We start from the raw sequence: 12,936 nt of genomic DNA, 5'->3' as shown, positions 1-12,936 counted from the left end.
TTTTGGTGGCGGACTGTCCACAAATACGCGCAATACCCTTATTTAGAGCGCATTCACAGCACTTCGGGGCTGCGCCACATTTTCCGCATTCTACCGCACAAATTTTTTGAAGTTTTCGACAACGGGCCAAACTCATGCCGCTTTGCAACGTCATCTTAATCCTATCGAGCAAGAAGACAAACATGAGGAAAAACCCATGACTAAGACACCACGTTGGTTGCAATCCACAATTGCAGAAGCCAAATCATGCAACACCAAGATGCCTTGGGAACGTGGCCTGCGCCGCGAAGCCTTTATGGCCAGCCGACGGGCTGTTGCGGCACTTGCTGAAATGGATATGCGTACAGCGCGTCCAGCAGCCTAAATCGACCTACATCGCCAGCGCCTCCCCCTCGCTGGCCAGACAATCGCCGCCCCTTTGCATTCAGGGGCGGCGATTCTCGTTTAGGGGCTTCGAACCCTTCCACCAGAACCACCAATTATGGCAGCAGCGTTTTCATACGCTCAACAATCCGCGAAATTTCGCGTTGATTGATCCTGATTTCCGCCTGAAATGTCGAAAAGTTTGACGCATCTCGTCGGTTTAGGACACATTCCAGTTAACGAAACGCTCCTCAGATGTTGTTGGCGGGGGCCAACAGATGATGTGACCAACCAGACCGGTGATCGCATGATGAATACGACCCCCTCAGCCCGCGCAGGCCTCGCGCAGGCAAAACGCAAAGTTCCGGTGGCCTCCTCAGCCCGGTTTACTCAGCAAGACGGACGACCTCAGCGTGCGCAGCAACTCATGCGCCGCTATGAGGTCGTCCATCTTCTTCCCAATGGCGACATTGACGACTTTACCCGTATCGCTCCGGCGCATCATGCGTTTGAAGATAGCTTTGGCTCTCTCGCACGTGGGGCCTTGCTTAAAACTGAGCGCGGCGTTGTAGCGATCGAAGACATCCTGCCAGGTGATCTGGTCAAAACGGTTACCAATGGCTTCCAAAAGGTTCTCTGGCGTGGTGCGATGACCTTAGTTCCGAATACGCCACAGCAAGATGCACGTATGGGAACGCTCGTGCGCTTTTCCGCAGACTCGCTTGGAATTGGCCGCCCGATGCCTGACCTATTGCTCGGCCCATCCGCGCGACTTTATCAAAAATCTCCCGCACTTGAACGCATTACAGGGCAAGAAGCCGCCTTCGTTCCGGCGACCGATCTTGTCGATGGCGTGAACGTTGTTGAAGTTCAGCCGCAAGCCCCTGTGCAAGTCTTCCAATTGGGATTCAGCGCACATGAGCGGATCGCCGTGAACGGTGTCGAGGTGGACAGCCACAATCCCGGCGCGCGCCATGAACTAGGCCTGCGCGGAGATATGCTTGGGCTGTATTTGGATCTGTTTCCACACGTTGAGCGGATCGAGGATTTCGGGATGTTGATGCACCCGCGTCTTTCCCTGCAAGATCTGGATCTAAGCGCGGTCGCATAAGGGCGCGATTATGCGTCGCGTTTCAGGCGTTCTTCAAGGACATCAAAAGGCACACCCGGTTCATCTTTTGCACCGCGAATAACCAATGATGTCTTCACGCTCGCCACGTTTTCCGCACTGGTTAGGTCTTCTGTCAGGAAATTCTGGAACGTGCGCAGATCAGGCGCTGCGCATTTCAGAACAAAGTCCACTTCGCCGTTAAGCATGTGGCATTCACGAACAAGCGGCCACTCTTGGCATTTCGCTTCGAAAGCACTGAGATCAATCTCGGCCTGAGACACCAATCCGACCATCGCAAATACCTGTACCTCAAAACCCAGCTCGCGCGCGTTTACGTCCGCATGATAGCCGCGAATAAAGCCCTGCTCTTCCAATGTGCGCACACGACGCAAACATGGAGGCGCTGAAATACCGACACGTTTTGCCAGTTCAACGTTGGTCATTCGCCCATCTGCTTGCAGCTCTGCAAGAATCATCCGGTCGATTTCGTCTAACTTCTGTCCTGGCATGGTTGCGCGCGTCCCTTAGTGGCTGTCGCGATTCATACGCGCGCGCCAAGTTAGACGCAACATTATTTCAAATGTCCGCAACAACGTTTCATTGTATCAAAGCACCGCGATGTCTCTTTTACCCCGTGAACCGCCCGCGTATACGCTTAGAAAATCAAAACGGGAATCTGTCATGGCTGACACGCGCAAAACCAAAGTTCTTATCATCGGCTCCGGCCCCGCAGGATACACCGCAGGCGTTTATGCCAGTCGTGCAATGCTGAACCCGATCCTCGTGCAGGGCATCGAACCTGGCGGCCAATTGACCACAACAACCGAAGTCGAAAACTGGCCTGGCGATAGCCACGTCCAAGGTCCCGACTTGATGGTCCGCATGGAAGCCCACGCCCGCGATATGGGCTGTGAAATCATCGGCGACATCATTTCATCCGTGGATTTCTCCAAGCGCCCCTTCATCTGCCAGTCCGACAGCGGCACAGTTTATGAAGCCGACGCAATCATCCTCGCAACCGGTGCGCGCGCGAAATGGCTCGGCCTACCATCTGAAGAAGCCTTCAAAGGGTTCGGCGTATCTGCCTGTGCCACATGCGATGGCTTCTTTTACCGCGGCATGGAAATTGTTGTTGTCGGTGGTGGCAACACGGCCGTTGAAGAAGCGCTTTTCCTCACGAACTTTGCGTCCAAGGTCACACTGGTGCACCGCCGCGATGAGCTGCGTTCTGAGAAAATCCTTGAAGATCGCCTGATGAAGCATCCAAAAATCGAGACCCTTTGGTTCCACGAAATCGAAGAAGTCTACGGCACCGATATGCCAAAAGGCGTCGAAGGCGTGAAAGTCAAACACACCAAGACGGGCGAAATCACAGACCTGCCTTGTAAAGGCGTGTTCATCGCCATCGGCCACGCACCAGCAAATGAACTGGTTAAAGACCACCTCGAAACGCACATGGGTGGCTATGTTGTTACCAAACCCGACAGCACCGAAACCTCTATTCCTGGCGTGTTTGCAGCAGGCGATTTGACGGACCACAAATACCGCCAAGCCGTTACTTCCGCAGGTATGGGCTGCATGGCAGCGCTAGAAGCCGAACGTTGGCTGGCGGAGCAGGAGTAAACACCCGAAAAGGGACCATCATGACGCACGACGGCATTTTCGATACGAAAGTTGCTGCCACCTATGACCAAGATCACGGTGGCACGGACACGGCGCTTGTTCGCAAAACGGTCACCTGCCTTGAAGCGCTGGCGGGTGATGGGCCGGTCCTTGAATTTGCGATTGGTACTGGGCGAATTGCCCTTCCATTGGCAGCGCGAGGCATTGAGGTTCACGGAATCGAATTGTCAGGCGCCATGGTCGACGTGATGCGTAAAAAAGAAACGGGTAACCCGCTGCCTGTTGCCATCGGGGACATGACAACAACGCAGATCGGCGGACAGTTTTCGTTGGTGGCCTTAGTGTTCAACACTCTCGACAACCTAACGACACAAGCCCAACAGGTCGCGTGTTTTCAGAACGCAGCGCATCATTTGCTCGATGGTGGATTGTTCGTTGTGGAAACATTGGTTCCGCCGCTGCAACGATTGCCATTCGGTGAAACCAAACTTGTGTTTGCCTGCGATGAAACCCATTTCGGCGTAGATGAATTTGACATTGTGACCCAAACTTATGCGTCCCATCACGTCTGGATGGATGGCGAAAATCATGAGCACGTCACTGTGCCGTTCCGCTATGCATGGCCATCCGAGATGGATTTGATGGCGCAACTGGCGGGTATGACGTTGCAACATCGCTGGGCAAACTGGGATCAAGACCCGTTCGATCGCACATGCAGGTCACATATCTCTGTCTGGAAGAAATCCTAGGCTTGGCCGCTGTGATGCTAAAACCACGCCTTACTTGCTATCTATCAAGTTTGTTCTTGCGTGAACAAACTTTCGCTCTATGTTCACGCCTGAACAAACAGTGAGTCGCCCGCAATGGCTATGTCGCCCGCCAAAATCACCTCCGAGCAGGAGGACCAAATGTTCCGCCTGCTACGACAGCTGGATATCGCGCCTGACGCGTCCCAGCGGGTGACAGCGCAGGCGATTGGTGTGTCTTTGGGCCGTCTGAATGCACTGTTAAAGCAAGCCACTGACGCGGGCCTCGTGAACATCGAAGATCGCAACGGCCCCGACAAACGCGCCCGCCACACTTATGCGATTACCGCTCGTGGCGCTGGCGAAAAGAACCGCCTCACAACCCAATTTCTAACCCGCAAACTCTCTGAATATAACGCGCTGCACGCCGAACTGACGGGCAGCACATCCGGCCTAACGCCTATTAGTAACAGGAACTCCCTTATGGAACACAATCTCTCCCCCATCCCCGAGCTGTATGTCTCGTACGATTCCGCACAGAAGCTTAAAGTTGAAGCTGGCGAACTCGTCAGCCACGACCTGACACCGCGCCAGATCTGCGATCTGGAATTGTTGATGAACGGTGGGTTTAACCCGCTTAAGGGCTTTCTGACCGAGGCTGATTACGATGGCGTCGTGGACAACATGCGCCTCACAACGGGCGAACTGTGGCCAATGCCAATCACGCTGGATGTGTCTGAAGACTTCGCGGCTTCCCTTGAAGCTGGTCAAGACATCGCCCTGCGCGACCAAGAAGGCGTGATCCTCGCGACCATGACGGTCACCGACAACTGGACCCCAAACAAAGCCAAGGAAGCGGAAAAAGTCTTCGGCGCGGATGACGACGCGCACCCTGCAGTGAACTACCTGCACAACCAAGCTGGCAAAGTTTACCTTGGCGGCCCAGTCACCGGCATTCAACAGCCCGTCCACTACGATTTCCGCGCCCGTCGCGACACGCCAAACGAATTGCGCGCCTACTTCCGCAAAATGGGCTGGCGCAAAGTGGTTGCGTTCCAAACACGTAACCCGCTGCACCGCGCGCACCAAGAACTGACATTCCGCGCAGCACGCGAAGCACAGGCCAACCTGTTGATCCACCCTGTTGTGGGCCTTACAAAGCCGGGCGACGTTGACCACTTCACACGGGTGCGCTGCTACGAAGCAGTGCTGGACAAGTACCCGCAGTCCACAACAGCGATGTCCCTGCTGAACCTTGCTATGCGCATGGCTGGCCCACGCGAAGCTGTCTGGCACGGCCTGATCCGTAAGAACCACGGCTGTACACACTTCATCGTTGGCCGCGACCACGCGGGCCCGGGCTCCAATTCTGCTGGTGAAGATTTCTACGGTGCTTACGACGCACAAGACCTGTTCCGCGCCCACCAAGAAGAAATGGGCATCGAAATGGTCGACTTCAAACACATGGTTTGGGTTGATGAGCGTGCGCAATACGAAGCGATTGACGAGATCGAAGACAAAGACAAAGTCACGGTCCTCAACATCTCCGGCACAGAATTGCGTCGCCGTTTGGCTGAAGGGCTGGAAATCCCAGAATGGTTCTCCTTCCCCGAAGTCGTCAAAGAACTGCGCCGCACAAAGCCGCCACGCTCCAAGCAGGGTTTCACAGTGTTCTTCACTGGCTTCTCCGGTTCAGGCAAATCCACAATCGCCAACGCTTTGATGGTGAAACTTATGGAAATGGGCGGTCGCCCTGTTACGCTTCTGGATGGTGACATCGTTCGTAAGAACCTGTCTTCCGAGCTGGGCTTCTCTAAAGAGCACCGCGACTTGAACATCCGTCGCATCGGTTACGTAGCATCCGAGATCACCAAGAACGGTGGTATCGCGATCTGTGCGCCAATCGCGCCATACGCAACAACCCGTCGTGCGGTTCGTGAGGACATCGAAGGCTTTGGTGCCTTCATTGAAGTCCACGTCGCAACCTCCATCGAGGAATGTGAACGCCGTGACCGCAAGGGCCTTTATAAGCTGGCACGCGAAGGCAAGATCAAAGAGTTCACAGGTATTTCGGACCCTTACGATGTTCCTGCTAACCCAGAACTTTCCGTGGAAACCGAAAACGTGGACGTCGACAACTGCGCGCATCAAGTGATCCTAAAGCTGGAAAGCATGGGGCTGATCGCCGCTGAGTAATCGCAGCAATACTCAGCTGTTAAGATTGGAAAAGGCGTCCTAGTATTGGGGCGCCTTTTTTGTAATCCCCCCAGACATCGCGCAAAATCAATGTTTTACACTTAAGAACTGCGCAGCCCGCATGGCGCATGGCCCTAAATTCGTTCCTGATATGCTGCGATTGCGGAATACCCGTTCCATATTCAAACTTATTCTACCACCATGTTTTTTTCGCCCTGTCAGCGGATTGAATATCTCTTTTTAGCGCCAGATATGTTGTCCAACCAACGAAGGGGCCCACAGTTGCGCCCCGCAAAAGGAGAATACTGTGGCCACTCAAACTGCTCAAAAATCCGTCTCCGAAACCGTTGCGCAGGGCCCAAAAGTCTTTTCGGCAGCGAACGAATGGCTGGAACATCAACCTGCGGAAACGCGCATCGAATGGGCGCTGGAAAACCTGCCCCGCGACCATGTTTTGTCGTCCAGCTTTGGCATTCAATCCGCTGTTATGTTGCATATGATGACACAGCAAATGGCTGATATTCCCGTTCTGCTGTTCGATACAGGCTACCTGTTCCCTGAAACGTACCGTTTCGTGGATGAAATGACAGAGCGCCTCAATCTCAACCTCCATGTATTTCGCTCAGAGATGAGCACCGCATGGCAAGAGGCCCGCTTTGGCCAGCTTTGGGATCAGGGCGAGGACGGGTTGAAAAAGTACAACAAGATCAACAAGGTCGAACCAATGCAGCGCGCCATGTCATCCGTTGGAGCGGGGACGTGGTACAGTGGCCTGCGCCGCGTTCAGGCCGATAGCCGTGCCGAACGCAAGATCCTTGAATTCCAACACGGCCGCGTCAAATTCCACCCCATCGTGGATTGGACCAACCGCGACATTCACATGTACCTCAAGGAACATGACCTGCCGTATCACCCACTTTGGGAAGAAGGCTACGTCAGCGTCGGAGACACCCACACGACCAGCAAGTTTGAGGACGGAATGCGCGAACAAGACACCCGTTTCTTTGGCCAAAACCGCGAATGCGGTCTGCATCTGGAACAAAGCTAAACAAAACGCTGCGCGATACCAAAATCGCGCAGCGCCAAATGTCGATAACGTCAGTCGGTAGCTTAGTGCACCGTTACAGGCCGCATATCGTTCTGACGCGCCAGAACGAACGCCATCTCGCGTTCTGCGACCAAGGCCAACTGCTGACCCTCGCTGTCATGCACCGCAAACAGTTTCGCGCGGTCACCCGCAGCTTCGCGCACATCATCGGGTAGCCCAGCGACATCAACGGATTTCACGTAAACAACGCGGTCACCCATATCGGCAAAATTGAATTTCGTATCCATAACTTACCCTTTCCTGATGTTGATTTTCTGCACCACCGAATCCGGCACAGCGCGTGTCAGATCGACGTGGAGTAGCCCGTTTTCCGTAATAGCTTCGCCCACATCGACTCCTTCGGCCAATACAAACGAACGTTGGAACTGACGCGCAGCGATACCGCGATGCAAGAACACGCGCCCTTCGCTGTCATCGCGCTGACGGCCACGGATCACCAATTGATTGTCCTCAACGGTAATCGCCAATTCGTCATCGCCAAACCCCGCCACGGCAAGCGTGATGCGGTAGGATGTCTGCGAGGTTTGTTCAATATTATAAGGGGGATAGCTGTCATTTCCGGACTTAGCAGTGCGTTCCACCAACCGTTCCAGCTCTTCAAACCCTAAAAGGAACGGGTGCGTTCCCAACGTCAATTTTGTCATGCGACACGTCCTTATCTTAAGCGACCGTCAATCCTGCAGCCCCATTATGGCGACCACATCAAAAATATGGGGGCCAATGCGGCGCGATGCAAGGTCACTTAGGACGGTTTTCCTTTGAGAATTCGCGTTTCGCGCTTACATTCCAGTTTCAGACCCTCGCAGACCAAACTGATCGGACAGACAATGAACAGCAGCGCGCGTATGGAACAACTTGAGGTTTTGCGCGTCCAGCTTGGGGTTTTGCGCCAAGAACACCGCGATCTTGATGACGCTATTCATGCCCTTCAGGAAACCGGCAAGACAGATATGCTGACGATCAAGCGCCTCAAAAAGCAAAAGCTGGGCCTGAAGGATAAAATCGCCGTTCTAGAAGACCGCCTCACGCCAGATATTATCGCCTGATTGCACCCTGACGTGCGGGCGCTATAACGGCCCTTGAAGATATAAGGCGACAATCATGACCCCTACCGTTGGCATCATCATGGGCAGCCAGTCCGACTGGCCCACAATGCGCGAAGCAGCAACCATTCTGGATGAACTTGGCATCTCATATGAGGCGAAGATCGTTTCGGCCCACCGCACACCCGACCGTCTTTGGTCTTACGGCAAAGAGGCCGCGGGTCGTGGTCTTCAGGTTATCATTGCAGGCGCAGGCGGTGCCGCCCACCTACCGGGCATGATGGCGTCAAAAACCCGTATCCCTGTGGTTGGCGTCCCAATCCAGACCAAAGCGCTTTCCGGCGTCGATAGCCTGTATTCCATCGTGCAAATGCCCAAAGGTTTCCCCGTGGCGACCATGGCAATCGGCGCGGCTGGTGCTGCCAACGCGGGCCTGATGGCCGCGGGTATTGTGGCGCTGCAAGACCCAGACCTCGCCCAGCGCCTAGATGCTTGGCGCGATGCCCTCTCAGCCTCAATTGCGGATGAACCATCTGATGACTAATCCCCTTAAAACCGGCGCAACCATCGGCATCCTTGGTGGTGGTCAACTGGGCCGCATGCTGTCTGTTGCTGCGTCCCGCCTTGGCTTTAAAACCTGCATCTTTGAGCCCAACGCTGACTGCCCCGCATCCCATGTCGCCAATGAACACATCATGGCCGACTATTCCGACACCGCTGCGCTGACCAAGTTTGCCAACGCCTGCGATGTCGTGACCTATGAATTCGAAAACATCCCAACCGAAGCACTGGACGTGATCGAAGCCCTTGCCCCGATCCACCCCAACCGCGAAGCCCTCGCCACGTCGCAAGACCGTTTTCTGGAAAAGAATTTCCTCACCCGCATCGGCCTAACAACCGCGCCCTACGCTGCTGTCGACACCGCCGAGGGACTTGAGCAAGCAATCGACCAGATCGGCACACCCGCCATCCTGAAGACCCGCCGCTTGGGCTATGATGGAAAAGGCCAGTCTCGCTTGATGTCACCTGATGATGCGGACCAGGCCATCACAGATATGGCTGGTGCACAGGCCGTCTATGAGGGCTTTATCGACTTCTCGATTGAGGTTTCGGTCATCGGAACACGCAGCAGCGACGGTGCAATCTCTTGCTTTGATCCCGGAGAAAACGTCCACAAAGACGGCATTTTGCACACAACCACCCTGCCTGCTAAATTGACGCCCTCCCAGCGCACAGACGCGGTTCTGCTAACGGCCAACATCCTGAACGCATTGGATTATGTCGGCACCATGGGTGTCGAACTTTTCGTCACATCGACCGGATTTATCGTCAACGAAATCGCCCCGCGCGTACACAATTCCGGTCACTGGACCCAAGAAGCCTGCATCGTCGACCAGTTCGAACAACACATCCGCGCCATTGCGGGTTGGCCCTTGGGCGATGGCACCCGACACTCTAACGCAATTATGGAAAACCTCATCGGGGATGACGTAGACCGCATTCCCGAGATCGCCAAAACCAACACCGCGATCCACCTTTACGGCAAAGCCGACGCCAAGAAGGGCCGTAAAATGGGCCACCTCAACACAATTACTGGCCCCGCCTCCTAAAACGCCCGCGCCCTTTGTCTTTGTTTTAAAAATATCCCGGGAAGCGCGCAGCGCGGGGCAGCGCCCCTCTTACTGCAACCCGAACATCACGCCGCTCATGGTCAGATCTTGGTCAAACTGACCATCCGCCAAAAACGCCATCACTTGGCGCATCACCAGCGGATTGTTCATCATAAACGTGTGGGTCACTGGCAGCGTCAGATGATCGCTCATGCCGTCCAACCGTGTCGATTCCACCGAGACCTTCCCGTCATCAGCGCCATCAATCAGGCTTGAATAATATGCATTCAACGAACGGTTTCCGGCAATAATCCCCAAATCATACCCCTGCCATTCCAGACTCAATGGTTCGCCGTCCGTGCTGAGCTGCATGCCTGCAGGCCCATTGATCCACTCAAACGGCTCAAGCTCCCCAAGAATATCAACCAGTTGAGACCCGTCATTCGGTGGCCCCAGCATTACCACACGCCCCATCATCTCAGGGCGCGCATCTGCAAGATAGACCCGTACTAAAATGCCACCCATCGAATGGGTCACAAAATGCACGCGGCGATTGCCACAACTCGCCACGGCTTGGGGAACGTTCTGCGCCACCAAGGTCTGAATATCCGCACTGGTCGATGGGTAGCTGTTGTTGACGACCATGTAGCCCTCAAGCTCCAACAATTCTTCAAGCGCCAGAAACGATGTCTCCGTGCGCGCCAACCCGTGCAGCAACACAACACACTCCTCAGCCGCCGCCGCAAGCGGAGCGAAAACGAGCCAGAGCGTAATAAATAATCTTTTCATAACCCCAACATAGGACATCCGGCTGGATTGATAAGGTCTGGCTTGCCTGACCTTTCGCCGCAGGCCAAGCTACGCTTATGTCAAATTCCAAAGCGCGCCCCGTCCGTATCGCAGCCCGTGCAATCATCTTGCATGACAACAAACTTTTGCTGGTGAACGCCTACAAAGGCCGTAGCGACTTGTGGTGCGCCCCCGGTGGCGGCGCCGAAGCGCACCAAAGCCTGCCTGAGAACCTTGCCCGCGAGGTGATGGAGGAAACGGGGTTAACGGTTACCGTGAGTGACCCCTGTCTTCTGAACGAATTTCACGACCCGAACGGCACATTTCATCAGGTCGAAGTGTTCTTTCGCTGCACGCTGGTCGCGGGCCAGTTGGATGACGAATGGAAAGATCCAGAACACATCGTAAACCTGCGCACATGGGTGACGCGCGATGAAATGGCGGGCCTGACGGTGCGCCCGAAATCGCTCGCAGCCGTGGCGTGGGGCGATAACGATGCGTTGGTCTATGATCCGTTAGAGGCAATATTGCCGTAACGAGAAAGGGCGCCCCGTTTGGGACGCCCTTCTTTTTGGATAAGCGGTTAGACTTCAAAGCTCTCATTGTTTCTTCGAAACAACTGCCGCTTTGCAGCCTGATCACAAACGCTAGGCGTTTGTGATTACATCATGCCGCCCATGCCGCCCATGCCGCCCATGTCTGGCATGCCGCCACCGGCGCCGCCGTCTTTGGATGGCTTGTCTGCAACCATTGCTTCGGTTGTGATCAACAGACCAGCAACGGAAGCTGCGTCTTGCAACGCTGTGCGTGTGACTTTCGCAGGGTCGATAACGCCGAAGCCGAACATGTCGCCATATTCTTCAGTCTGTGCGTTGAAACCGAATGCTTTGTCATCGGATTCGCGGATTTTGCCAGCAACGACGGAACCGTCGACACCAGAGTTTTCAGCGATCTGACGCAGTGGCGCTTCGAGAGCCTTGCGAACGATGTTAACACCGATTGTTTGGTCAGCGTTTGCGCCTTCCAGATCAGCAAGTGTTTTCGCAGCCTGCACGAGTGCAACACCACCACCAACAACGATGCCTTCTTGAACAGCAGCGCGTGTCGCGTTCAAAGCATCATCAACGCGGTCTTTGCGTTCTTTAACTTCGATTTCGGACATGCCGCCGACGCGGATAACAGCAACACCGCCAGCCAATTTGGCAACGCGTTCTTGCAGCTTTTCTTTGTCGTAGTCGGATGTTGTTTCTTCGATCTGGTTACGGATCTGTGCAACACGTGCTTCGATCTCTGGCTTAGCGCCTGCACCGTCGATGATAGTTGTTTCATCTTTGGTGATCGCAACGCGCTTAGCGGAACCCAGCATGTCGATTGTGACGTTCTCAAGCTTCATGCCGAGGTCTTCGGAGATAACCTGACCGCCTGTGAGGATCGCGATGTCTTGCAACATGGCTTTACGACGATCGCCGAAACCAGGTGCTTTAACAGCTGCGATTTTCAGACCGCCGCGCAGTTTGTTCACAACGAGTGTCGCCAAAGCTTCGCCTTCAACATCTTCAGCGATGATCAAAAGTGGCTTACCAGACTGGATCACGGACTCGAGCAGTGGAACCATTGGCTGGAGGGAAGAAAGCTTCTTCTCGTGCAGCAAGATGATCGCATCTTCGAGTTCTGTCGTCATTTTGTCAGGGTTCGTGACAAAGTAAGGGGACAGGTAACCGCGGTCGAACTGCATGCCTTCAACAACGTCAGTCTCAGTTTCGAGACCTTTGTTTTCTTCAACAGTGATAACGCCTTCGTTGCCAACACGCTGCATAGCGTCTGCAATCTGGCCACCGATTTCTGCTTCGCCGTTTGCAGAGATTGTACCGACTTTTGCAACTTCAGCGGAGTCAGCAACCGGACGAGCCGCGCCAACAATCGCTTCAACCACTTTGGATGTCGCGAGGTCGATACCGCGCTTCAGGTCCATTGGGTTCATACCAGCTGCAACAGCTTTCATGCCTTCTTTAACGATGGCTTGGGCCAGAACTGTCGCAGTTGTTGTACCGTCGCCAGCTTCGTCGTTGGTACGGGAAGCAACTTCCTTAACCATCTGTGCGCCCATGTTTTCGAACTTGTCTTCAAGCTCGATCTCTTTGGCAACAGAAACACCATCTTTGGTGATACGTGGTGCGCCGAAAGATTTTTCCAGCACAACGTTACGACCCTTAGGGCCGAGTGTTACTTTTACCGCATCTGCGAGGATGTTCACGCCGCGCAGCATTTGGTTACGGGCGTCTGTCCCGAATTTTACGTCTTTAGCAGCCATTGATTAGCTCCTTTGAATATTACGAATGAGGGTCAG

The 12,936-nt window shown here is 54.5% G+C and carries 15 protein-coding genes; 10 read left to right on the top strand and 5 right to left on the bottom strand.

From position 1 onward, the window contains the following. Positions 1-196 precede the first annotated feature (196 nt). Both OSB_RS16670 and OSB_RS03350 read left to right on the top strand, forming a co-directional pair. A complete protein-coding gene (locus OSB_RS16670; protein WP_158454101.1) occupies positions 197-364 on the top strand; it encodes a hypothetical protein in 168 nt (55 codons plus the stop codon). A 282-nt stretch (positions 365-646) separates the two neighbouring features. Beyond that, positions 647-1,474, top strand: coding sequence for a Hint domain-containing protein (locus OSB_RS03350; RefSeq protein ID WP_244882139.1), 828 nt, complete (start codon positions 647-649; stop codon positions 1,472-1,474). Positions 1,475-1,482: 8 nt separating this feature from the next. On the opposite strand, the gene OSB_RS03345 is transcribed toward OSB_RS03350, so the two are convergent. Continuing rightward, positions 1,483-1,983, bottom strand: a complete 501-nt coding sequence (locus OSB_RS03345) for an Lrp/AsnC family transcriptional regulator (RefSeq protein WP_049833655.1) — start codon at positions 1,981-1,983, stop codon at positions 1,483-1,485. A 172-nt stretch (positions 1,984-2,155) separates the two neighbouring features. On the opposite strand from OSB_RS03345, the gene trxB reads away from it, so the two are divergent. The 4 genes from trxB to OSB_RS03325 all read left to right on the top strand — a co-directional run bounded on the left by trxB (position 2,156) and on the right by OSB_RS03325 (position 7,087). Next, the gene (gene trxB, locus OSB_RS03340) at positions 2,156-3,097 is read left to right on the top strand and encodes a thioredoxin-disulfide reductase (protein WP_049833654.1); all 942 of its coding nucleotides are present in this window, start codon (positions 2,156-2,158) and stop codon (positions 3,095-3,097) included. 20 nt (positions 3,098-3,117) lie between these two features. Further along, positions 3,118-3,846, top strand: a complete 729-nt coding sequence (locus OSB_RS03335) for a class I SAM-dependent DNA methyltransferase (RefSeq protein ID WP_049833653.1) — start codon at positions 3,118-3,120, stop codon at positions 3,844-3,846. 159 nt (positions 3,847-4,005) lie between these two features. Then, positions 4,006-6,039: a bifunctional sulfate adenylyltransferase/adenylylsulfate kinase gene (locus OSB_RS03330; protein ID WP_412457887.1), complete on the top strand. Its 2,034-nt coding sequence runs from the start codon at positions 4,006-4,008 to the stop codon at positions 6,037-6,039. Positions 6,040-6,346: 307 nt separating this feature from the next. Next, positions 6,347-7,087: a phosphoadenylyl-sulfate reductase gene (locus OSB_RS03325; RefSeq protein ID WP_049833651.1), complete on the top strand. Its 741-nt coding sequence runs from the start codon at positions 6,347-6,349 to the stop codon at positions 7,085-7,087. A 62-nt stretch (positions 7,088-7,149) separates the two neighbouring features. Here the strand turns inward: OSB_RS03325 and OSB_RS03320 are convergent, their stop codons facing one another. After that, the gene (locus OSB_RS03320; RefSeq protein ID WP_049833650.1) at positions 7,150-7,374 is read right to left on the bottom strand and encodes a DUF1150 family protein; all 225 of its coding nucleotides are present in this window, start codon (positions 7,372-7,374) and stop codon (positions 7,150-7,152) included. A 3-nt stretch (positions 7,375-7,377) separates the two neighbouring features. Continuing rightward, on the bottom strand, positions 7,378-7,791 hold the full coding sequence (locus tag OSB_RS03315; RefSeq protein WP_049833649.1) for an Hsp20 family protein: 414 nt from the start codon (positions 7,789-7,791) through the stop codon (positions 7,378-7,380). 183 nt (positions 7,792-7,974) lie between these two features. On the opposite strand from OSB_RS03315, the gene OSB_RS03310 reads away from it, so the two are divergent. Genes OSB_RS03310 through OSB_RS03300 form a run of 3 tightly spaced genes read left to right on the top strand, consistent with a single transcriptional unit; the run spans position 7,975 to position 9,800 of the window. Further along, positions 7,975-8,193: a YdcH family protein gene (locus OSB_RS03310; protein WP_049833648.1), complete on the top strand. Its 219-nt coding sequence runs from the start codon at positions 7,975-7,977 to the stop codon at positions 8,191-8,193. Between the two features lie 55 nt (positions 8,194-8,248). Further along, positions 8,249-8,734 (top strand): 5-(carboxyamino)imidazole ribonucleotide mutase, encoded by a 486-nt coding sequence (purE, locus tag OSB_RS03305; protein ID WP_049833647.1) that lies wholly within the window; start codon positions 8,249-8,251, stop codon positions 8,732-8,734. Then, complete coding sequence (locus OSB_RS03300) at positions 8,727-9,800, top strand: 5-(carboxyamino)imidazole ribonucleotide synthase (protein ID WP_049833646.1); 1,074 nt, start codon at positions 8,727-8,729, stop codon at positions 9,798-9,800. Before purE ends, OSB_RS03300 begins: the two co-directional genes overlap by 8 nt. Before the next feature lie 69 nt (positions 9,801-9,869). On the opposite strand, the gene OSB_RS03295 is transcribed toward OSB_RS03300, so the two are convergent. Further along, positions 9,870-10,589 carry an esterase/lipase family protein gene (locus OSB_RS03295; protein ID WP_049836023.1) on the bottom strand — a complete coding sequence of 240 codons (720 nt, stop codon included), beginning with the start codon at positions 10,587-10,589 and terminating at the stop codon, positions 9,870-9,872. Between the two features lie 77 nt (positions 10,590-10,666). Between OSB_RS03295 and OSB_RS03290 the strand changes: the two genes are divergently transcribed. Next, positions 10,667-11,125: an NUDIX domain-containing protein gene (locus tag OSB_RS03290; RefSeq protein ID WP_049833645.1), complete on the top strand. Its 459-nt coding sequence runs from the start codon at positions 10,667-10,669 to the stop codon at positions 11,123-11,125. Between the two features lie 125 nt (positions 11,126-11,250). Here OSB_RS03290 and groL read toward each other — a convergent pair whose 3' ends face one another. Next, a complete protein-coding gene (groL, locus tag OSB_RS03285; protein ID WP_049833644.1) occupies positions 11,251-12,900 on the bottom strand; it encodes a chaperonin GroEL in 1,650 nt (549 codons plus the stop codon). Positions 12,901-12,936 lie beyond the last annotated feature (36 nt).

Origin of the sequence: Octadecabacter temperatus, from assembly GCF_001187845.1 — a bacterium.
In the GTDB taxonomy this organism is placed as follows: Bacteria; Pseudomonadota; Alphaproteobacteria; order Rhodobacterales; family Rhodobacteraceae; genus Octadecabacter; species Octadecabacter temperatus.
This window is presented reverse-complemented; position numbering and strand designations above follow the sequence as displayed.

Coding starts and splice junctions, on each gene's coding strand:
- OSB_RS16670 (WP_158454101.1), top strand. CDS start 197: ATGACTAAGACACCACGTTGGTTGCAATCCACAATTGCAGAAGCCAAA.
- OSB_RS03345 (WP_049833655.1), bottom strand. CDS start 1,983: ATGCCAGGACAGAAGTTAGACGAAATCGACCGGATGATTCTTGCAGAG.
- trxB (WP_049833654.1), top strand. CDS start 2,156: ATGGCTGACACGCGCAAAACCAAAGTTCTTATCATCGGCTCCGGCCCC.
- OSB_RS03335 (WP_049833653.1), top strand. CDS start 3,118: ATGACGCACGACGGCATTTTCGATACGAAAGTTGCTGCCACCTATGAC.
- OSB_RS03330 (WP_412457887.1), top strand. CDS start 4,006: ATGTTCCGCCTGCTACGACAGCTGGATATCGCGCCTGACGCGTCCCAG.
- OSB_RS03320 (WP_049833650.1), bottom strand. CDS start 7,374: ATGGATACGAAATTCAATTTTGCCGATATGGGTGACCGCGTTGTTTAC.
- OSB_RS03315 (WP_049833649.1), bottom strand. CDS start 7,791: ATGACAAAATTGACGTTGGGAACGCACCCGTTCCTTTTAGGGTTTGAA.
- OSB_RS03310 (WP_049833648.1), top strand. CDS start 7,975: ATGAACAGCAGCGCGCGTATGGAACAACTTGAGGTTTTGCGCGTCCAG.
- purE (WP_049833647.1), top strand. CDS start 8,249: ATGACCCCTACCGTTGGCATCATCATGGGCAGCCAGTCCGACTGGCCC.
- OSB_RS03300 (WP_049833646.1), top strand. CDS start 8,727: ATGACTAATCCCCTTAAAACCGGCGCAACCATCGGCATCCTTGGTGGT.
- OSB_RS03295 (WP_049836023.1), bottom strand. CDS start 10,589: ATGAAAAGATTATTTATTACGCTCTGGCTCGTTTTCGCTCCGCTTGCG.
- OSB_RS03290 (WP_049833645.1), top strand. CDS start 10,667: ATGTCAAATTCCAAAGCGCGCCCCGTCCGTATCGCAGCCCGTGCAATC.
- groL (WP_049833644.1), bottom strand. CDS start 12,900: ATGGCTGCTAAAGACGTAAAATTCGGGACAGACGCCCGTAACCAAATG.